19 protein-coding genes are annotated in these 21,319 nt (G+C 61.6%); 17 read left to right on the top strand and 2 right to left on the bottom strand.

Annotated elements, in window-relative coordinates; translation table 11 throughout:
* Window positions 1–493 precede the first annotated feature (493 nt).
* On the top strand, window positions 494–1,165 hold the full coding sequence (locus tag T5B8_RS09905; protein ID WP_006914630.1) for a class I SAM-dependent methyltransferase: 672 nt from the start codon (window positions 494–496) through the stop codon (window positions 1,163–1,165).
* A 105-nt stretch (window positions 1,166–1,270) separates the two neighbouring features.
* Here T5B8_RS09905 and T5B8_RS09900 read toward each other — a convergent pair whose 3' ends face one another.
* On the bottom strand, window positions 1,271–1,597 hold the full coding sequence (locus T5B8_RS09900; protein ID WP_006914631.1) for a hypothetical protein: 327 nt from the start codon (window positions 1,595–1,597) through the stop codon (window positions 1,271–1,273).
* 149 nt (window positions 1,598–1,746) lie between these two features.
* On the opposite strand from T5B8_RS09900, the gene tkt reads away from it, so the two are divergent.
* The 3 genes from tkt to T5B8_RS09885 all read left to right on the top strand — a co-directional run bounded on the left by tkt (window position 1,747) and on the right by T5B8_RS09885 (window position 5,822).
* Window positions 1,747–3,816, top strand: a complete 2,070-nt coding sequence (gene tkt, locus T5B8_RS09895) for a transketolase (RefSeq protein ID WP_006914632.1) — start codon at window positions 1,747–1,749, stop codon at window positions 3,814–3,816.
* A 30-nt stretch (window positions 3,817–3,846) separates the two neighbouring features.
* On the top strand, window positions 3,847–4,875 hold the full coding sequence (locus T5B8_RS09890) for a class I fructose-bisphosphate aldolase (RefSeq protein WP_006914633.1): 1,029 nt from the start codon (window positions 3,847–3,849) through the stop codon (window positions 4,873–4,875).
* Between the two features lie 65 nt (window positions 4,876–4,940).
* Window positions 4,941–5,822 (top strand): phosphoribulokinase, encoded by an 882-nt coding sequence (locus T5B8_RS09885; protein ID WP_006914634.1) that lies wholly within the window; start codon window positions 4,941–4,943, stop codon window positions 5,820–5,822.
* 3 nt (window positions 5,823–5,825) lie between these two features.
* On the opposite strand, the gene T5B8_RS09880 is transcribed toward T5B8_RS09885, so the two are convergent.
* The gene (locus T5B8_RS09880) at window positions 5,826–6,767 is read right to left on the bottom strand and encodes a LysR family transcriptional regulator (RefSeq protein ID WP_040608095.1); all 942 of its coding nucleotides are present in this window, start codon (window positions 6,765–6,767) and stop codon (window positions 5,826–5,828) included.
* 166 nt (window positions 6,768–6,933) lie between these two features.
* Between T5B8_RS09880 and T5B8_RS09875 the strand changes: the two genes are divergently transcribed.
* The 13 genes from T5B8_RS09875 (at window position 6,934) to T5B8_RS09815 (ending at window position 21,258) form a co-directional block, all read left to right on the top strand.
* The gene (locus T5B8_RS09875; protein WP_502950722.1) at window positions 6,934–8,385 is read left to right on the top strand and encodes a ribulose-bisphosphate carboxylase large subunit; all 1,452 of its coding nucleotides are present in this window, start codon (window positions 6,934–6,936) and stop codon (window positions 8,383–8,385) included.
* A 63-nt stretch (window positions 8,386–8,448) separates the two neighbouring features.
* On the top strand, window positions 8,449–8,871 hold the full coding sequence (locus tag T5B8_RS09870) for a ribulose bisphosphate carboxylase small subunit (RefSeq protein WP_006914637.1): 423 nt from the start codon (window positions 8,449–8,451) through the stop codon (window positions 8,869–8,871).
* An 80-nt stretch (window positions 8,872–8,951) separates the two neighbouring features.
* Complete coding sequence (gene cbbX / locus T5B8_RS09865) at window positions 8,952–9,893, top strand: CbbX protein (RefSeq protein ID WP_006914638.1); 942 nt, start codon at window positions 8,952–8,954, stop codon at window positions 9,891–9,893.
* A gap of 150 nt (window positions 9,894–10,043) precedes the next feature.
* Window positions 10,044–11,072, top strand: a complete 1,029-nt coding sequence (locus T5B8_RS09860) for an XdhC family protein (RefSeq protein ID WP_152522808.1) — start codon at window positions 10,044–10,046, stop codon at window positions 11,070–11,072.
* Entirely contained in the window at window positions 11,069–11,722 is a 654-nt protein-coding gene (locus tag T5B8_RS09855) for a nucleotidyltransferase family protein (protein WP_006914640.1), read from the top strand. The genes T5B8_RS09860 and T5B8_RS09855 overlap by 4 nt, the downstream gene beginning before the upstream one ends.
* A gap of 91 nt (window positions 11,723–11,813) precedes the next feature.
* Entirely contained in the window at window positions 11,814–12,473 is a 660-nt protein-coding gene (locus T5B8_RS09850) for a (2Fe-2S)-binding protein (RefSeq protein ID WP_006914641.1), read from the top strand.
* A gap of 11 nt (window positions 12,474–12,484) precedes the next feature.
* Window positions 12,485–13,468: an FAD binding domain-containing protein gene (locus tag T5B8_RS09845; RefSeq protein ID WP_353178357.1), complete on the top strand. Its 984-nt coding sequence runs from the start codon at window positions 12,485–12,487 to the stop codon at window positions 13,466–13,468.
* Window positions 13,469–13,499: 31 nt separating this feature from the next.
* Window positions 13,500–15,710: a xanthine dehydrogenase family protein molybdopterin-binding subunit gene (locus tag T5B8_RS09840; protein ID WP_353178446.1), complete on the top strand. Its 2,211-nt coding sequence runs from the start codon at window positions 13,500–13,502 to the stop codon at window positions 15,708–15,710.
* A gap of 164 nt (window positions 15,711–15,874) precedes the next feature.
* On the top strand, window positions 15,875–16,543 hold the full coding sequence (locus tag T5B8_RS09835) for a response regulator transcription factor (RefSeq protein WP_353178355.1): 669 nt from the start codon (window positions 15,875–15,877) through the stop codon (window positions 16,541–16,543).
* Between the two features lie 299 nt (window positions 16,544–16,842).
* Window positions 16,843–17,214 (top strand): hypothetical protein, encoded by a 372-nt coding sequence (locus T5B8_RS09830; RefSeq protein ID WP_353178353.1) that lies wholly within the window; start codon window positions 16,843–16,845, stop codon window positions 17,212–17,214.
* Window positions 17,215–17,722: 508 nt separating this feature from the next.
* The gene (locus tag T5B8_RS09825) at window positions 17,723–19,582 is read left to right on the top strand and encodes a methanol/ethanol family PQQ-dependent dehydrogenase (protein WP_353178444.1); all 1,860 of its coding nucleotides are present in this window, start codon (window positions 17,723–17,725) and stop codon (window positions 19,580–19,582) included.
* A 125-nt stretch (window positions 19,583–19,707) separates the two neighbouring features.
* Complete coding sequence (locus T5B8_RS09820) at window positions 19,708–20,310, top strand: c-type cytochrome (RefSeq protein ID WP_353178351.1); 603 nt, start codon at window positions 19,708–19,710, stop codon at window positions 20,308–20,310.
* Window positions 20,311–20,319: 9 nt separating this feature from the next.
* Window positions 20,320–21,258, top strand: coding sequence for a quinoprotein relay system zinc metallohydrolase 2 (locus tag T5B8_RS09815; RefSeq protein ID WP_353178349.1), 939 nt, complete (start codon window positions 20,320–20,322; stop codon window positions 21,256–21,258).
* Window positions 21,259–21,319 lie beyond the last annotated feature (61 nt).

Genomic DNA, 21,319 nt, shown 5'->3' with positions numbered 1-21,319 from the left:
TGTGGGCCAAGCTGCGATAGAGATCGCGATGACGCCCGTTACGCGACGACATTCCACGAAGCCCCATGTCCGGCGCGTCACTTTGTATCCCAACTAAATGAGCGGACGCATGGCTACAGTGGTCATTATGGTCCGCGCTAACGCCAGTATCGGCATTATCTACGGCGGTTGATTCTACGTGCGAGTACGTCTCACCGTCGAACGCCGGCCAATCTACATGGCTCGCCCACGCTTGGGCGCTTAAAGCCACAATGACTGTGAGCACTATCGCCACAAGTCGCTGTAGATTGGCATAGGATAACGGCATAAGTTTTTATCGTACCACAGAACTGATAATGCGAGCAAACATCTACCGTTGTAATACGCCCTTCGACACGTGTGCTGCGTTCCGCGGGCCGTTTAGCTGGATTGCTAGCTGCGACGAATACCCTAGGCGGACTAAGTTACTGCGGCTTTATGAACCACACTACGTATCAGAAGGAGGCGCATTACAATGGCTCTTAATAAAGAAGAATTTCGACAACGCTATGCTCGCTTGGCACCTTTCTATGACGGTGGACTGTGGTTCTATCGCGCGTTCGGTCTTCGAATCGACCATTACCGTAGACAGGCTGTATCCCGCCTCCACTTACTAGCCGGCGAGACAGTGGTGGATCTAGGGTGTGGTACGGGTCTAAATTTCAAGCACCTTCAGGAAAAGGTGGGTCCCCGCGGGCGTATCATTGGCGTAGACCTGACGCCTGAAATGCTAAGCGTCGCCAGACGGCGAGTCGAACGAGCGGGCTGGCTAAATGTTGAGCTTGTCGCGGCCGACATGACGACCTACCGGATCCATGACGCAGACGCGGTATTGGCTACGCTCGCGCTCTCAACGGTCGCCAGCTACGAAACCCTGATCGAGTGTATAGCTACCGGGCTCCCGGCGCATGGACGTATTGCTAACTTCGAACTGCAATGGCCCGATCGGTGGCCGAAATGGCTCGGGCAACTGGGTGTTTTCTTCAATCGTCCGGCGGGCGTAACCTCCGATATTGTTCACCGGCGACCCGCTGAGGCGATCAAGCGACACTTTACGCAATTCGAATGCGAAAGCCTCTACTGGGGGGCGGCCTATGTCTGTTCCGGCTGGCAACCGAAGCCTAGGCACATATCTAGCGCCAGCTAGGCAGGGTTGGTGCGCGCGTTGGCACACGATCATCTGCGCACCTAAATATTCGTAGCGAGTAACGGCAGCCCCGTTAAACGATTGCTGATGCCAGCATTACAAAATTTACCCCAACCCACGATCCAACGTTCCCGACTGAGATGCGTACCTTAGAGGGTCATTTAGAGCAACCGGCATCACCATTGGCGAGGCGTCGTCGTCGAAGGCCGAGAACTCGACATGGGCATGATCGCCCTCACCCGGCACCGGCCAGTCGACATGGCTCGCCCACGCCTGGGCACTCACGGCCACGAGCGTTACGAGCAGCACGGCAATCAGCCGCTGCAATCGGCGGTTTCGAACGATCATGGCGCAAAGCCTAGCACAGGCCGGATCGAACCTAGCAGACACGCGGACCTGTACGTCTTTGCTGGCGCTGCCGGCCGCGGCCATTAGATTGGCTTATTCGAAAGCCAATAAAGATTTATTTTTACTTATTTCGGGCCTGTCTCATATTTGCGCTGAAAAAGAGCGCCCGAAGAAGACGCTCGTGTTTGCGATGCGCGCCGTGCCTGCCGCCGGCCCAGCAGGAGGGTTAATCCATGGACTCAAGCGATCCGCTTGCCAACGCCGTGCCCGCCGCGACCGATCGCGATCGGCCCGACCGGCGCACGCTCGCCAACGCGATTCGTATTCTCGCCATGGACGCGGTGCAACAGGCTAATTCCGGCCACCCCGGCATGCCGATGGGCATGGCCGACATCGCCGAGGTGCTGGCCAACGATTTCATGCGGTGCAACCCGTCCAATCCCGGCTGGCCGGATCGTGACCGGCTGGTCGTTTCCAACGGTCATGGCTGTATGCTGCAATATGCCCTGCTCCATCTGACCGGCTACGACCTGCCGCTCGAACAGCTGCGCCAGTTCCGTCAGCTGCATTCCCGGACGCCGGGACACCCGGAATACAGGCTCACGCCGGGTGTCGAAACCACTACCGGGCCGCTCGGCCAGGGGCTTGCGAATGCGGTGGGCATGGCGCTGGCCGAAGCGACGCTCGCCGCCGAGTTCAATCGCGACGGCGAGAACATCGTCGACCACTGGACCTGGTGTCTGGCCGGCGATGGCTGCCTGATGGAAGGCATCTCCCACGAGGCCTGTTCGCTGGCCGGTCATCTGGGCCTGGGCAAGCTCGTGGTCTTCTACGACGACAACGGTATCTCGATCGACGGCGAAGTCGCCGGCTGGTTCAGCGACGACACCGCCCAGCGCTTCGAAGCCTACGGCTGGCAGGTCGTGCCCGACATCGACGGCCACAACGCCGAGGCCATTGCGCAGGCAATAGCCACCGCCCGCGAAGACCGCCAGCGCCCCACCCTGATCTGCTGCAAGACGATCATCGGTTGGGGCGCGCCGAACAAACAAGGCACCGAGGGCGTACACGGCGCGGCCCTGGGTGACGAGGAAATCGCGGCCACGCGCGCCCAGATCGGCTGGGCCGATACCACGCCATTCGCGATTCCCGATAATGTCTATGCGGCCTGGGATAAACGCGCCGCGGGTGCTGCGTTGGAGGGCGAATGGCAGCAGCGCTACGAGCGTTATGCCGCCGCTCATCCCGAACTGGCCGCGGAGTTCATGCGCCGCCAGGCCGGCGACCTGCCCGCCGACTGGTCCAAGCACATGATGCGGCATCTGCACCACGTGCAGACCGAAGGCAGCGATACCGCGACGCGCAAATCGTCGAAGGCGATGATCGAATTCTTCGCGCCGCGCCTGCCGGAACTGTTCGGCGGCTCGGCCGATCTGTCCGGCTCGAACGGTACCGACTGGAACGGCCATACGGCCGTCGGCAAGCCCGCCTATCGCGGCAACTATCTGCATTACGGCGTGCGCGAGTTCGGCATGACCGCAATCGCCAACGGTCTGGCTCTGCACGGCGGCTATATCCCGTTCACCGCGACGTTTCTGACGTTTTCGGACTATGCCCGCAACGCGGTACGCATGGCTGCACTCATGGGCACGCGCCAGATACTGGTCTATACCCACGACTCGATCGGGCTGGGCGAAGACGGCCCGACCCATCAATCGGTCGAGCATCTATCCAGCCTGCGGCTGATTCCGAACCTGCATGTCTGGCGCCCCGCCGACGATGTGGAAACCGTCGCGGCCTGGATGGCGGCGATCGAGCGCGCCGAGGGGCCGAGCGCATTGGCGCTGTCGCGCCAGGATCTGCCCCATCTGGAGCGCGACGTGCCCGGCGTCGAGAACATACGCCGTGGCGGCTATGTGTTGCACGAACCGCCGCAGACACCGGAGGCGTTGATTATCGCGACCGGCTCGGAAGTGGCGATTGCAGTAGCCACCGCCAAGACGCTGGCGGCCGAAGGCCGGGCGATCCGCGTGGTCTCGATGCCCTGTCTCGATCTGTTCGAAACCCAGGATGCGGCCTATCGCGAATCCGTACTGCCGGCGCATATCGAGGCGCGCGTGGCGATCGAGGCCGGGGTAAGCGCGCTGTGGCGTTATTACGTCGGCCCGCGGGGGCGCGTGCTCGGCGTGGATCGTTTCGGCGAGTCCGCGCCGGCGGCCGATGTCTACCGCCATTTCGGTCTCACCGAAGCGCATCTGGCCAATGCCCTGCTCGAACTCATCGGCGAGCCCGAAACCGCCTGACACGAACACGACGAACGCGAGGACACGATCATGGACACAGCCACACTCGAGGACATCGCCCAGCGCATGCTTGCCAACGGCAAGGGCCTGCTCGCGATCGACGAAAGCACGCCCACCTGCGGCAAGCGATTCGCCGATTACGGCATCGAGAACAGCGAGGACAATCGCCGGGACTACCGGGCCCTGCTGCTCTCGGCCCCGGGCCTGGGCGAGAACATCAGCGGCGCGATTCTCTATGACGAGACGCTGCGCATGAAAATGGCCGACGGCATGCCGTTCCCGCAGATGATGAACGATAACGGCATCCTGCCCGGCATCAAGGTGGATACCGGGGCCAAGGACCTGGCCGGCCATCCCGGCGAGAAAGTCACGGAAGGCCTCGACGGGCTGCGTGAGCGCCTGGCCGAATATCATGCAATGGGTGCGCGCTTTGCCAAGTGGCGGGCCGTGATCACCATCGGCGACGGCATTCCGAGCCGTGCCTGCTATCGCGCCAATGCCCATGCCCTGGCGCGCTATGCCGCGCTTTGCCAGGAAGCCGCAATCGTGCCGGTCGTCGAACCGGAGGTCTTGCTCGACGGCGATCACACGATCGATCGCTGCTACGAAGTCACCGAGGAAACACTCACCCGGCTGTTCGCCGAACTGCGCGACCAGAACGTGCATCTTCCGGGCCTGATCCTGAAATCCAGCATGGTGCTACCGGGCAAGAACGCTGCCCGCCAGGCCGACGTGGGCGAAGTCGCGGCAGCCACCCTGCGCTGTCTGTATGCGAGCGTGCCGGCCGCCGTGCCGGGCATCGCGTTTCTCTCCGGTGGCCAGAGCAACGAAGACGCGACTGCGCATCTAGACGCGATGAACAAACAGGATGCCGGCGCCGCCCCTTGGCGGCTGACCTTTTCCTATGCCCGGGCATTGCAGCAGCCCGCGCTGGATACCTGGCGTGGCGATAACGCCAATACCGGCCCAGCCCAGCAGGCGCTGCTGCACCGGGCCCGCTGCAATCGCGCCGCGGCACAGGGGGAGTACGATCCGTCTCAGGAACGACAGGTCGCCTGAACCGCCCCGCCGCCACAAAAAGCAACAACAAGCGATAGTGCGATTGCCCCAACGGGAGGAGCCCCATGTCGATCAAGCATCCCGTATTCGCCGTCACCGGATCGTCGGGTGCCGGCACCTCGACCGTGCGCGAAGCCATGGAACATATTTTTCGGCGCGACGGCTTTCGGGCCGCGACTGTGGAAGGCGACTGCTTTCACAAATTCGAACGCACCGAGATGAAGCGCCAGGTGCAGCTCGCCGAGGAGGCGCGTCGCCCGTTCAGCCATTTCGGGCCGGAGGCGAACCATTTCGACAAGCTCGAGGAGCTGTTTCGGGTACATGGTGAAACCGGCGGCGGCCAGCGGCGTCATTATCTGCACAACGAAGAGGAAGCCGAGCCCTGGGGCCAGGAACCCGGCACCTTCACGCCCTGGGAAGAGGTGCCCGAAGGCTGTGACCTGCTCTTCTACGAAGGACTGCACGGCGGTGTGACCACCGAGGAGGTCGACGTGGCGAAGCATGTGGATCTGCTGGTCGGCGTGGTGCCGATCATCAACCTGGAATGGATCCAGAAACTGCACCGCGACAAGCTGGCTCGCGGCTACAGTACCGAAGCAGTAATGGATACCATCCTGCGCCGCATGCACGATTATGTGCACTACATCACGCCGCAGTTCTCGCGCACGCATATCAACTTTCAGCGCGTGCCCACCGTGGACACCTCGAACCCGTTCATCAGCCGCTATATTCCGGCGCTGGATGAAAGCCTGATCGTGATCCGTTTTCGCGATCCGAAGAAGATCAACGTGGATTTCCAGTATCTGCTGTCGATGATCCACGATTCCTTCATGTCCCGGCGCAATACGCTGGTGGTGCCGGGCGGCAAGATGGCGTTCGCCATAGAGATCATCATGCAGCCGCTGATCGAGTCGATGGTCACCACCGGCGTGGTCCGCTACCGCTAGCGTTCAGCCGCTCGCGCCCGTGATCGCGCCTGCGGCCTTGGTAGCCGTCGGCCAGACCGTGTCCGCATTGTCGATCAGGAACTGCTTGAACGCCTGCGCGGCCGGCGATAGCCGCTTGCCTTCACGATTGACGACATACCATTCCCGGGTGATCGGGAAATGCGCGACGTCGAGAATCTGCAGCCGTTCGGCATAGAGATCCAGTTCCAGGGTATGGGCCGACACCAGCCCCAGCCCGAGACCGGCGCTAACCGCCTGCTTGATCGCCTCGTTGCTGGTCATGACCATCGCCGGCGTGATCGCGATCTGGTGCCTGCGCGCGAAACGCGTCATGGCCGCACGCGTGCCGGAGCCCTCCTCGCGCACGACGAACGGTTCCTTGGCGATCGTTTTCAAGGGAATGCGCCGGCGTGACGAGAGCGGATGGCCCGGCGCGGCGATCACCACCAGCGGGTTTTCCATGAACGCCGTGCCGGCCAGCCCCTGCTCGGCCGGCGGTTCGCCCATCACCACCATATCGATACGGTTTTCGGCCAACTGCTTGAGCAGCGCCTGACGGTTGGTGACCGACAGATTGATCGCGACTTCCGGAAACTCGCGATGAAACGCGGCCAGCAGATGGGTGATGAAATAGTTCGCGGTCGTGGCAACGGCCAGATGCAGGCTGCCGCGCGACACGCCTTTCAGGCGCGCGACGACATCGCCGATCTCGTCGATCTGGGCCGCGATCCCGCGGCTGTAGCGCAGGATCTCCTCGCCTGCCGTGGTCAGATAGATCTGCTTGCCGAACTGCTCGAACAGCGCCAGCCCCAGCACCTCTTCGAGGCTTTTCACCTGGATCGAGACTGCCGGCTGGGTGAGGTGTAGTTCCTCTGCCGCCCGGGTATAGCTCGCATGCCGGGCCACGGCCTCGAAAACCTTGAGTTGACGCAGGGTTATGTTCATTCGCCGCACCGTTTTCGCGCCGTCTTCGCGGCCGTTCCAGAGCATCGTCCAGACGCTATATTTTCTTATCCAAACAATAATAACTATTTACTTTTATTTATCAATGCCGAGACCTAGTCTGGCCCTGTCGCGAGAACACCGTCAGATGCCAACGCGGAGAATCGACATGGCAGACACAATCCAGCACAACAAGCGCTACGAAGCCGGCGTGATTCCCTACAAGAAAATGGGTTACTGGGAGCCGGACTATCAGCCCATCGATACCGACATCATCGCCCTGTTCCGGATCACGCCGCAGCCGGGCGTGGACCCGGAAGAAGCCGCGGCCGCAGTGGCCGGCGAGTCTTCGACCGCCACCTGGACCGTGGTCTGGACCGACCGGCTGACCGCCTGCGAGAAATACCGCGCCAAGGCCTACCGGGTGGACCCAGTGCCCGGCAGCGAAGATCAGTATTTCGCCTTCATCGCCTACGATCTGCAGCTGTTCGAGCCGGGCTCGATCGCCAACCTCACGGCCTCGATCATCGGCAACGTGTTCGGCTTCAAGGCGGTCAAGGCGCTACGCCTCGAGGACATGCGCATTCCCACGGCCTATATGACCACCTTCAAGGGCCCGCCGACCGGGATCGTGGTGGAGCGCGAACGCCTGGGCAAGTTCGGGCGCCCCCTGCTCGGCGCCACCACCAAGCCCAAGCTCGGGCTATCCGGGCGCAACTACGGCCGCGTGGTCTATGAAGCGCTCAAGGGCGGGCTGGATTTCGTCAAGGACGACGAGAACATCAACTCCCAGCCGTTCATGCACTGGCGCGATCGTTTTCTCTATGTGATGGAAGCGGTGAACAAGGCCAGCGCGGCTACCGGCGAGGTCAAGGGTCACTACATGAACGTGACCGCCGCGACCATGGAGGATATGTACGAACGCGCCGAGTTCGCCAAGGACCTGGGTTCGTCGATCGTGATGATCGACCTGGTGATCGGCTATACCGCGATCCAATCGATGTCCAACTGGGCGCGCAAGAACGACATGATCCTGCACCTGCATCGCGCCGGGCATTCCACCTACACACGGCAGAAGATGCACGGCGTGTCCTTCCGCGTGATCTCGAAATGGATGCGCATGGCCGGCGTCGACCATATCCATGCCGGCACGGTGGTCGGCAAGCTCGAGGGCGACCCGAACCAGATCGCGGGTTTCTACGACGTGCTGCGCCAGCCCTACAACGAACAGAACCTGGAGCACGGCATCTTCTTCGACCAGGACTGGGCGGGCCTGAACAAGTGCATGCCAGTGGCCTCCGGCGGCATCCATGCCGGCCAGATGCACCAGCTGCTGCACTACCTCGGCGAGGACTGCGTGCTGCAGTTCGGCGGCGGCACCATCGGCCACCCGGACGGCATCCAGGCCGGCGCGACCGCCAATCGCGTGGCGCTGGAGGCAATGATCATGGCCCGCAACGAAGGCCGCGACTATCTCGCCGAAGGGCCGGACATCCTCAACAAGGCGGCGAAGGACTGCAAACCGCTGCAGCACGCCCTGGATACCTGGAAGGACATCACCTTCGACTACACCTCGACCGACACCCCAGACTTCGTGCCAACCGCCACCGCCTCTGCCTGACCGCGCATCGCGCGACAGAACAAGTGCTTTCCGGCAGCCCGACCCGAATCAGGAGATATCGCCATGCGACTCACTCAAGGCACGTTTTCTTTCCTGCCCGATCTCACCGACGAACAGATCAAGAAACAGGTCAAATACTGTCTCGACAACGGCTGGGCGGTGAACCTCGAATACACCGACGATCCGCACCCGCGCAACACCTACTGGGAGATGTACGGCCAGCCCATGTTCGACCTGAAAGACCCGGCCGGGCTGATGATGGACCTGGAAGAAGCCCGCAAGACATTCCCCAACCACTACATCCGGCTCACTGCCTTCGACAGCACCCATCAATGGGAAACGCCGCGGCTGTCGTTCATCGTCAATCGGCCGCCGGAAGAGCCCGGCTTCCAGGTCACGCGCCAGGAATGGGAAGGCCGCAAAGTCCGCTACACCATTCACAGCTACGCCACCGATCGCCCGGCGGGACAGCGATACCAGCGTTAGTCGAACCGGCGCGCGTCCGATCTGCCAGCGCAGGACGGGCGCGCGCCTATCCCGATCGCCAGACGTAGCAGGAGGCGGCCATGAGTAGCGCAGAAGACACCACCGATCGCAACAAGACCGAGCCGCTGGCCGACGACGCGCGCGTGGATCTCGACGCGGTGTTCGAAGAATCCCAGATCCAGGAAGTCTTCGACCAGTTGGATCGCGACCTGGTGGGCCTGACCCCGGTGAAGACGCGGATTCGCGAGATCGCCGCCCTACTGCTGGTCGATCATGTGCGCCGCCAGTTCGATCTCGCCTCGGACACGCCGACCCTGCATATGTGCTTCACCGGCAATCCCGGCACCGGCAAGACCACGGTCGCCGAACGCATGGCCCAGATCCTGCACAAGCTCGAGTATGTGCGCGAAGGCCATCTGGTGTCGGTGACGCGTGACGATCTGGTGGGCCAGTACATCGGCCATACCGCGCCCAAGACCAAGGAAGTCATCAAGCGCGCGATGGGCGGCGTGCTGTTCATCGACGAGGCCTATTATTTGTATCGGCCCGAAAACGAGCGCGACTACGGCCAGGAATCGATCGAAATACTGCTACAAGTCATGGAAAACCAGCGCGATGATCTGGTTGTGATTCTTGCCGGCTACAAGGATCGAATGGACCGGTTCTTTGAATCCAATCCGGGGTTTCGCTCAAGGATCGCCCATCACGTCGACTTTCCGGACTACGACGTGGGTGAGCTCTGCTCAATCAGCGAGCTAATGCTTGCAGAGCAGCATTACGTGTTCAGCGACGATGCACAGATGGCGTTCGAGGACTATATCGATCGGCGCATGCGCCAGCCGTACTTTGCCAATGCCCGGTCGATTCGCAACGCACTCGATCGATTGCGCTTACGCCAGGCAGCGCGGTTGTTCAAAGCCGGCGGCGCGGTCACCAAAAAACAGCTGATGACGATCGAGGCCGAGGATGTCCTTGCCAGCCGGGTATTCGGCCTCCCGGTCGAAAGCCGAAGCAGCGATTAATCGCTACCGTTCTCGTCTTGTATTGTGTTGTGTGCGACCTTATTTCGATAAATATTTCCCGGCTTCGGATCCAGGTCAAACACTGCCAATGTGGCGTGCACGCGCGGCTGTGGTGGCGGGCATCGGTCGAAGCCGCTAATGTCGGTGCACATGACAGATACGCTTACTTCGTTTACCGATCGCCGGCGGAATAAGAATTCGGCGCCGCCACCGCGCGCGGAATGGCCCGCCTGGCCGATCTATGGCCTGGTCGATGATCTCTATCCCGTCGTTGCGGCGTGGCATGCAAACGGCCATCGCGTTGCACTCGCTACGCTGGTAAGCATCGTCGGCTCGTCACCGCGCCCGCTCGGCAGCGAAATGGCGATCAACGAACACGGTGAAGTCGCGGGCTATGTATCCGGCGGCTGCGTGGAAGGCGCGGTCGCGGCTCAGGCGCTCGAGGTATTGAAAACAGGCACGCCGGCCATGCTCGACTATGGCGCGGGTAGCCCGGTGCTGGACGTGCAGCTGACCTGTGGCGGGCGTATTGGCATCTTCGTTCGCGCGATCGACGATGTGGGCGAGTATGTCGCGCACTGGGGCGAAGCGCGTGAGCGGCGTCAGCCTCTCGATGTGGCGATCGATCTCGAAAGCGGCACGCATCGCTATGGCCCGGCACACAACGAGGCCAGCCATCGCATATTCCATCAACGTTACCTGCCGACGCCGCGACTGGTTATTGCCGGCGGCGACCCGGTCACGCTCGCATTGGCACAGCTTGCGCCGACTTTCGGTTATGACGTCTTGTTGCTGCGGCCGTACGGCCCGCCTGCCCCGCCGCCGAATTCCACACTTGCGCATTACGATACGCGGCCGCTCGCACGCGCACTGGAGGCGCTTACATTAGACGCCTACACTGCGCTTTACACGCTGACGCATGACATCGACGACGACCATTCAGCGCTTGCGAAAGGTTTGGCGTCACCCGCATTCGCGGTCGGCGCTTTGGGAAGCCGCAGCAAGGCAGCGGACCGAATTGAACGCCTTCGTGCCGCGGGTTTTTCTGTTGAAGCGTTGCAGCGACTGCATACGCCGGCCGGGCTGTCGATCAACGCCCGCGAGCCGCGCGAAATTGCGCTATCGGTGCTTGCAGAGCTTGTCGCTCTGCGTGCCCGCGTGAGCGCAGCCACGGCGTGATCGGCGCGATCGTGCTGGCCGGCGGTGCGTCGACGCGCTATGGCCATGACTCCAAACTGCTGGCGTGGCTGGCCGGCCGAACCGTTATCGCACGCAGCGTGGCTGTGCTCGATGACCAACCGGTCCGGCCTGTCATTGTCGTTACCGGGCGAGAACGCCAACGCGTACGTCGGGCGGTGCAGGCGCAAGCAACCGGATCTCGCCGGTATCGCTGGGTTCATAATCCGAACTACCGCAGCGGTATGGCAGAAAGCCTGCGCTGCGGGCTGGGCGCGTTGCCGACACGCTGCGATGCCGCTCTGATCATGCTGGGCGATATGCCCGGCATCGAAAAACGCACGATTTCAAGACTCTGTCGTCTTTGGCGGCCGGGTCTGGACTACGTTCGACCGGTGTGTGCTGGCCGACCCGGCCACCCCGTGATCGTTTCGCGACGGTTGTTCCCCGATCTCGCCCGCCTCGACGGCGATCGCGGCGCCAAAGCCATTCTCGACCAGGTACCCGCGACGCGTTTTCGTGTACTTGACGCCCCCGCGGGCTGTTTGCGCGATGTCGATACCCCGGCCGCGGCTCGTCGTGCCGAACGTTCTTTCAATCGCGGTCATAGCCAAAACCAAACCGGCACCATTTCGTCATCGTTTATGGTGTAAGAGTATCGGTATTACCGTTCAGTCCAGACAATAAAACAAAAGCATTCCACCGAGCGACGCGCCGAGCGTTGCCCAAAAAACGGAGAAATCCATGAACAACCGTGACACCCGCGGTGCCGCCAGCAACGCTGGCGAACCCAAACATTCGGCATCGCGCCGTCGCTTCATGAAGACGGTCGGTATGTCCAGCATAGCCGCGGCAACGTCCGGCGCGGGCATTGGCCAGGCGTTTGCCGACGAAGGCGACGCCCCCACGCCGACAACTGCCGATGCGCCCGCCGCCGGCAAGACGCGTGTATCGTTCACGATCAACGGCCAGATGAAGCAGATCGACGTCGCCCCCAATGTGATTCTTCTCGATGCGATCCGCGACGAACTACAGCTCACAGGCACCAAGAAAGGCTGTGACCACGGCCAATGCGGCGCCTGCAACGTGCATGTCAACGGCACCGTCGTCAATTCCTGTCTGAGCCTGGCCGTGATGCACGACGGCGACGAGATCACGACCGTCGAAGGGCTGTCCAAAGACGGCGAGCTGCACCCGATCCAGCAGGCTTTCCTCGATGAAGATGCCTACCAGTGCGGTTACTGCACGGCGGGCCAGATGATGACCGCAACCTATGTGCTGGGCAGTTCGCATATTGGCGACAGCGATGATGCCGTACGTGAAGCCATGAGCGGCAATATCTGCCGCTGCGGTGCGTACAAGAACATCCTTTCGGCGGTTCAATCCACGCGCGGCAAGGTCTAGGAGACGTTTCGATGCGAAATTTCGAATATCAGAAAGCCGATAGCGTGAATGCTGCAGTGTCGGCCCACGCGGGCCAGCCGTCGTCGTTCGTTGCCGGCGGTACCACCCTGCTCGACCTGGTTAAGATCGACATCATGCAGCCCGAGCGCGTCGTCGACGTAAACGGGCTGCCGCTCTACGACGTCGAAGAACTCGACGACGGCCGGCTCAAGATCGGCGCGATGGTGTCCAATACCGATCTCGCCTACCACCCCAAGGTCGTCGACCAGTACGCGGTGCTTTCCGAAGCATTGCTATCTGGCGCTTCGACATCGCTTCGCAATAAGGCGACAACTGGCGGCAACGTCATGCAGCGAGTGCGTTGTCCGTATTTTCGCGACGGCGTATCGGCCTGCAACAAACGTGAACCCGGTTCGGGCTGTGCGGCGATCGGCGGGCACAACCGCAGCGTGCACGCCGTGCTGGGCACCAGCGACAAGTGCATTGCCAGCCATCCGTCCGATATGTGCGTGGCCATGGCGGCCATCGGTGCGAAAGTGCTCGTGACCGGGCCGGACGGCGAACGCGAAATCGATTTTCTCGACTTCCATCTGCTGCCGGGCGATTCGCCAGAAAAGGAGCATGCGCTGGAAGCCGACGAATTGATTACTCACGTGGTGCTGGATGCGCCGATCAAGGGTAGCCGCTCGACCTATCTCAAACTGCGCGACCGCGCGTCCTACCAGTTCGCCCTGGCCTCCAGCGGCGTGATTATCGCGACCGATGGCAACACCATTCGTGATGCCCGGATCGCCATGGGCGGTGTCGGCACCAAGCCCTGGCGCGCACGCGAGGCCGAGCAGGCGCTCATCGGCCAGCCCGCGACCGAGGCAAGCTTCAAGAAAGCCGCCGAGATCGCTTTCAAGGGCGCTACGCCCTACGAACACAACGCGTTCAAGATTCCGCTCGGGCAGCAGGCTGTCGTACGCAGTCTTAGCAACGTAACCGCGGCCTGAGCGCAGAGGACAAGCAACCATGACCGACAAGATTCAAGCCAAGATCATCGGTGCGTCCAAGCCACGTATCGATGGGCCTAAAAAACTCAGCGGCCAGGCGATGTACGCGGCCGACCACCACCTGCCGAATATGGCCTATGCCTACGGCGTATTCAGCACTGTCGCCAGCGGCACGATCGACAATATCGATCTGTCCAAGGCCAAGCAGATGCCGGGCGTGATCGATATCTTCCATCACGATCATTTCCCCAGCCTGTATCGCACGCCCAGCAGCTTTGCGCAGGAAAACAAGGTCGATGAAACACGCCTGCCGTTCGAGGATGGCAAGGTGTACTACCCAGGCCAGTTCGTCGCACTGGTCGTTGCCGATACCTTCGCGAATGCCCGGGCAGCCGCTTACGCAGTTAAGGTCGACTACAGCGCCGATGCCAAGCCCATCGCCACCCTGAGTCAGGCGCTCGAACGCGGCGACAAGCCGAAGACCGCGGATTCCAGCGGCCATAGCCGCGGCAACCCCGATAGCGCGTTCGAGTCCTCGGCAAACCAGATCGACGTGACCTATGTCACCCCGATGGAAACCCATAACCCGATGGAAATGCACGCGAGTGTGGCCAATTGGGAGAACGGCGATCTCGTGCTTTACGAGTCGTCGCAGGGCGTGATCTTCGCGCGCAATGTGATGGCCAAGGTCTTTGGTTTGCCACCGGAGCGGGTCGAAGTCCGCTCGCCGTTCATCGGCTCCGGCTTCGGCAGCAAGCTCTGGCTGTGGCCGCATGCGATTGCCGCAGCTGCTGCGGCACGCGAAGTCGGCCGCCCGGTCCAACTGGTGGTGCCACGCCAGCAGATGTTCACGACCACGGGCCACCGCCCGCCGACCCAGCAACAGATTCGTATTGGCGCAGACGACAACGGCAAGCTCACAGCGTTAACCCACGATTCGGTCAATACCACCTCGATGGTCGATACCTACGTCGAAACCACAGGCAGCTGTACGAAAAGCCTGTACGACTGTGAAAACCTGCGCGTGAGCCATGCGACCATCGGTGCCAATCACGGCACGCCGACCTCCATGCGTGCGCCGGGCGCTGCACCGGGGCTTTTCGCGCTCGAATCGGCCATGGATGAAATGGCCGAAAAGCTGAACATGGATCCGCTCGAGTTCCGCAAGGCCAACTACACCGAGCGCGACCAGAGCATGGATCTGCCCTTCTCCAGCATCCATCTCATGGAAGCCTTCGACAAAGGTGCTGAAAAGTTCGGCTGGTCGAAGCGCAATGCCGAGATCGGCTCGATGCGCGATGGCGACGAGATTCTCGGCTGGGGCATGGCAGCCTGTAACTGGGAAGCGCTGAAGATGAACTGCGACGCCCGGGTTTCGCTCCGTGCCGACGGCACGGCGTACGCCTCCTGTGCAACCCAGGACATCGGTACCGGCACGTATACGATCGTGGCCCAGGCTGTCTCGGCGATTACTGGCATACCGCTGGACAAGATCGAGGTGGAGCTGGGCGACTCCAGCTATCCGAGCGGACCGGTTTCCGGCGGGTCCTGGGCAACGGCGACAACGCTGCCGGCAATCGCAGAGGCCACGCGATCGGCGATTGACGCACTGAAAAGCTACGCCATCAGCGACGGCGGTGCCTTTGCGGGGGCGAAGTCGGACGACCTGAGCTTCGACGACGGCAAGCTCGTCGATGGTGACGGCAAATCGGTCGCCTACACCGATGTGCTCAGCCAGCTCAAACTGGCCAATGCCGATGGCGAAGCCCATACGCCGGGCGCCCCCCAGGGCGAATATTCCTTTCGCTCCTTCGGCGCGCATTTCGTCGAAGTACGCTGGGACCCGGGTATCTCCCGCCTGCGGGTATCCCGTGTGGTGAGCGCCATCGACGTGGGCCAGATCATCAACGAAAAGACGTCGGCAAATCAGGTCGAAGGCGCGATCGCCATGGGTATCGGCATGGCCCAGTTCGAAGCGACCGAGTACGACGAACGCTCGGGCTTGCCGGTCAACAACAACTATGCGGAATACTTGGTGCCGGTGCATGCCGACCAGCCCGATTCCGTTGACGTGATCCTGCTCGATCATCCGGACTATGCCTTCAACGAGTTCGGCGCCCGCGGTATCGGCGAAATCGGTATTACCGGCATGGCCGCGGCCGTGGCCAATGCGGTGCATCACGCCACCGGCAAGCGCATACGCGAACTGCCGATTCGGCTGGAAGAACTGATGAGCGCCTAGCCGCTTGCGCGAATGATCGGGGGCGGCTGTGGGCCGCCCCTTTTTCGTTTTTAAGCGCGCTTTAGCCCGGCCGCGATATTTATTCGTACGTTGCGTTAAACCTTTGTGCTGCAACGATGTCTCACCGACATCGCTGCAGGGTATGAACAAGGCACAACGCGACGATGGACGTACTGATCATCGAATCCGACGATCGCCGGGCGATCGATATCGGCGACTACCTCAGCCGTCAGGGCGACGACCCGGACTTCGCTTCCGATGGCGCACTGGCTATTCGATTATGTGATGCACACCGCTACGACGCGGTGATCCTCGATCCGGATCCACCCCGGGTCGATGGCGACGGCCTGTGTACGCGCCTACGCGCGGGGCTGGGTGCCGGTCCGCCGATCATCGTGCTCACCGGCAAGGATGGGCGTGTGCCGTGCGAGCGTATCGCCCGCATAGAAAACTGTGTGCTCGCCTCCAACGAGTTGCCGGATCTATACGCACGGCTGGAATCCGCGGTTCATTACAAGCGCCGCCGGGTGAAATCGATCGGCAGTGCCGCACTGCAACTCGATCCCGAGCGCAGTGCGGCCCACTGTGCCGGGGAAACCGTGCCGCTCGCCCCTACCAGTTACCGAATTCTCGAACTGCTGGTTCAGGCGCATCCGGATATCGTCCTACGCGAGACCATAGAAAACGCTGTCTGGCCGGAATCGCGCCCGGCCTCGGAGGCAGCCCTGCGCGGCCACGTACATCGTCTGCGCCAACTGCTGGCCGAAGTCGGTGGGGAATCGCTCATCCATACCGTTCGTGGTGTGGGCTATCGCTTGAGTGACGCCGTCTAAACCATCCCGGGGCGCCTGATACAGGCGTGGGCGCAGCGTGGATTTGCGATCCGCTGCACTCGCGTTGCAGTGTAAGCTGGTCATTGAATCGGCACCGGTAGGCCTTATCGACCCGACATCGATTGGGTCTGGGGTTGAACGCCGGCCTGTAAAACCAGGCTCGCCGCAGCCGGTAGCGCGACACCATGGAAGATAAACGGCGGCCATGTGTCGGCGTGTATTTTTCGATGGCGTTGAAGACGGCTGACCCGGTCAGCCGTTTTGCTGCCGGATTAATAACAATACGAAGGAGGAGCGTGATGAAATATTCTCTGGGGCTGCTGGTCTTGGCCGGCCTGAGCGTGCCCGCGGTCGCATTCGCGGCCAAAACGCCTGCGCACAACTACCCTACGCAGGCACGGGTCGAATACGTTTACGAATGCATGAACCAGTTGGGCGCCGAGAACTACGACACGCTCTATAAATGCTCGTGCAGCATCGACTATATTGCCGATCAACTGCCCTACGACGACTACGTCACGCTCGACACCTATCAGCGCGGTCAGCACGCAGCCGGCGAACGCCCCGAAGTACTGCGCGAAGGCTCGATCGCCCGCGAAAGTCGCAGCCAGCTGGCCAAGCTCAAGGCCCAGGCTGCGGATCAGTGCCTGATCGAAAGCCCAACTCGGTAAACACGCAGGTCCAGTCGCTGCCCGCGCCGGGCCCACGCGCATCGGTCTGAAACCTCTTTTTTTGCTGCGTCGCAGCGCGCTAAATGGCCATTCCGGTGGGTGAATATCCCGGCGTGGCCGGGAACTTGACCTAGCTATTGGTCGAACTTCATGCAGGGCACATGCAACCGCGTGCGATCGACACCGGTTTCATCCGAGCTTGCCATGCGGGCGTTCAACGACCTTGGGACATTTTCCCGCTCTTGGGGACCGGGAAGATCGGCATTGCAAAAATGTGCGCAAGTCGCTCTAAGCCGTTGACGCTGGGGGCGGCGCATGCTATCGAAAACATCAGGGGATGACCGGACGCAGCGTTCGTAGCGCCCCCATCCGGCGCGGCTATCCCGACAAAAAACAGGGGCCGACGCCCTATAAATTAATTACGTGACGGAGGAGAAACGTCGTGAAATTAACACCCGCCAAGGGGGCTCTTCGCTTGGCGACGGCTGCCATAGCCGTTTCCTCGCTGATGGGGTCCGGTATCGTTCTTGCCCAGAACGATAATGCACAGAGTAAGGACAGCGATTCTTCATCCACCGATCTGGTGCAGATGCAAAAGGATCCGAGCAACTGGATCATGTGGAGCGGCCAGTACAACGGCCAGCGCTACAGCGAACTCGATCAGATCAACAGTGAAAACGCCAGTCAGCTTTCGCCGGCCTGGACCTTTTCTACCGGCGTATTACGCGGCCACGAAGGCGGACCGCTGGTCAAGGGCGACACGATGTATATATCGACGCCCTTCCCCAACAAGGTCTTCGCCCTGGATCTCGAGACCCACGCCATCAAGTGGAAATACGAGCCCACCCAGAATCCGCAGGTCATTCCGGTCATGTGCTGTGACACGGTCAACCGCGGCCTGGCCTATGGCGACGGCAAGATCTTCTTGCAGCAGGCCGACACCACGCTCGTCGCGCTCGACGCCGATAGCGGCAAGGTAGTCTGGAAGAGCGTCAACGGGGACCCGAGCAAGGGCCAGACGGCGACCAATGCGCCATTGGTGGTCAAGGACAAGGTCATTACCGGCATTTCCGGCGGCGAGTTCGGCGTACGCGGTTATCTGACCGCCTACAACATCGATGACGGCAAGCTGGCCTGGCGCGCCTACAGCACCGGGCCGGACGACACCATGCTCATCGACCCGGACAAGACCATCAATGCCATCACCCAGAAACCGGTCGGCAAGGACACCAGCCTCAAGAGCTGGGAAGGCGATCAGTGGAAGATCGGTGGCGGTACGACCTGGGGCTGGTTCACCTACGATCCGGATCTCGATCTGCTCTATTACGGCACCGGCAATCCGGGCACCTGGAACCCGACCCAGCGTCCGGGCGATAACAAATACTCGATGACCATCTTCGCCCGCGATCCGGATACCGGCGAGGCGAAATGGCTGTACCAGATGACGCCGCACGATGAATGGGATTACGACGGCGTCAACGAAAAGATCCTCGTCGATCAGAAGATCGACGGCAAGATGCGCAAGCTCGTCGTGCACTTCGACCGCAACGGCTTTGCCTATACCCAGGACCGCACCAACGGCGAACTGTTGGTCGCCAAGAAGTACGACCCGGCGGTGAACTGGGCCAGCAAGGTGGATATGAAGACCGGCCGCCCGCAGGTGGTTTCCGAGTATTCCACCGATGGCAAGGTCGATCAGAACGTCACCGGCATCTGTCCGGCCGCGCTCGGTTCCAAGGACCAGCAGCCGGCGTCGTACTCGCCCAAGACGGGCTTGTTCTACGTGCCGACCAACCATGTCTGCATGGACTATGAGCCCTCCAAGGTGGATTACACGGCCGGCCAGCCCTATGTCGGCTCGACGGTCGCCATGTATCCCGGTCCGAACGACATCACCAACCCGGTGAAGAAGTTCGAGGGCAAGCGCATGGGGACATTCATCGCGTTCGATGCAACCACCGGCGAGATCAAGTGGTCGGTACCCGAACGCTTCTCGGTATGGAGTGGCGCGCTGGCGACCGCGGGCGACGTGGTGTTCTACGGCACCCTCGAAGGCTATCTCAAAGCCATCGACGCCAAGACCGGCAAGGAGCTGTACAGCTTCAAGACACCGTCGGGCATCATCGGCAACGTCAATACCTGGAAATACGACGGCAAGCAGTATGTCGGCGTGCTCTCGGGTATCGGCGGCTGGGCTGGCATCGGCATGGCTGCGGGTCTGACCGACCCCAACGCCGGTCTGGGTGCGGTCGGGGGCTACAAGGATCTCAAGAACTATACCCAGCTGGGTGGTGTTCTGACGGTCTTCACCCTGCCCGATTCCGTAGCGAAAAAAGCGGATAGCAGCGAAAAAGTCGCGTCCAAGTAACGCGTATTGCTATGACGTAATCGAGCCCGTATTCGTTGTGCACTGTGCTCGACGGATACGGGCTTTTTCTTGGCTGCGCACGCGGCCAACCATAAAACACAAAACGTGCAACCGAGGAGATTTTCATGGCCCCCAACCGCCCAACGATAGCCCGCACGCTGGCCGTACTGGCTGTATTGTCGTTGTCCGCCACCACTGCCCTTGCCGCCGATGATGGACCGATCGTCAACGATTACAGCAACATGGGCGCGGAATACAATCCCTCCGGCGACAGCAGCAGCAAGGACAGCCAGGACAACGAGCGCAGTACGGATTCAAGCAGCAGCCAGCAAAGCGCAAGCAAAACGGCAGACACGAACAGCGACGGCAAACCCTATAAGGTGGATTGCAGCGATAACGAATGCCGGGTCAGCGACGATGTCATGGTCGGCTACGAGAAATTCGGCAGTCACTGTTCGCAATGCCATGCCCAGAACGCCGAAGGCAGCACGTTCGCGCCGAGTCTCGTGCAACGCCTGAAAGGTATGAACCAGGGCCGGTTTACGGCCGCAGTTGCCGGCGGCGTGACCCGTCTGGACTCCACCACCGGGCAGTACAGCGTCATGCCCTCCTGGGCCAACAACGAAGACGTGATGAACCATGTCCAGCAGATCTGGGCATTTCTCAAGGCCCGTTCCGACGGGGTGCTGCCGGCCGGTCGGCCGAAGCCGATGGACGCCGACGGCTGATTGCCAGCAATGCGACTCGCGCAATCCGGTCGCTGCGCGGTGCTGGTTATGCTTTACGCGGTCACGGGCGTCGCCGCTACGCCAGCCGAGCGGCTGGATGTAGCGCAAATCGCCGATGGCGTGTTCGTTCATGAAGGCGCCCAGGCCGAAGCCGACGACACCAACCAGGGGGATATTGCCAATCTCGCTTTCGTGATCGGGCGCGACTGTGTGGCGGTCATCGATACCGGCGGCAGTCCGGCAGTGGGCCAAGCCCTGCGGCGCAGCATCGAGGCAGTGACCGCGACGCCGGTCTGCTATGTCATCAACACCCATATGCACCCGGACCACGTACTCGGCAATCGCGCCTTTGTCGAGGCCGAGACCCGTTTTATTGCCGCGGCCGGTTTCCAACGCGCGCTGGCGGCACGCGGTACGACCTACCTGGATCGAGCCGAAGACACGATGGGCATGACAGTGGATCGCGACTGGCTGGTCATGCCCGATCAGGTGGTCGAAGACCACACCGAACTGGATCTGGGTGGGCGACGCCTGGAACTGACGGCCTGGCCAAGCGCCCACACCAACAACGATCTGAGCGTGTTCGACTCGGCCAGTCGCACGCTGTTTACCGGCGATCTGCTATTCGTCGACCGGGTACCGGCCATCGATGCCAGCCTGACGGGGTGGCTTGCGGTAATGGATACCCTCGCCGCAAAGCCTGAGCGGATCGCGCATGTGGTTCCCGGGCATGGGCCGATCGGCACCGATCTGGCGAGCATGCTGGCATCCCAGCGACGCTATCTGAGCGCGATCCGCGATGACGTAAGCCGCGCGATCGCTGCCGGTTACGACCTGAACCATGCGCTCGACCATACCGCCCTGGGCGAGCGCGACCGCTGGCTGTTGTTCGACGACTATCACAAGCGCAATGTGACCGTCGCCTATACGGAGCTGGAATGGCGATGAACAGGCAATGCATATCACGGCTCCATCACCGCGGGTTATGGCAAAGCATGGTCGCCGCGCT

It is taken from the genome of Salinisphaera sp. T5B8, assembly GCF_040361255.1.
Lineage (GTDB): Bacteria > Pseudomonadota > Gammaproteobacteria > Nevskiales > Salinisphaeraceae > Salinisphaera.
This window is presented reverse-complemented; position numbering and strand designations above follow the sequence as displayed.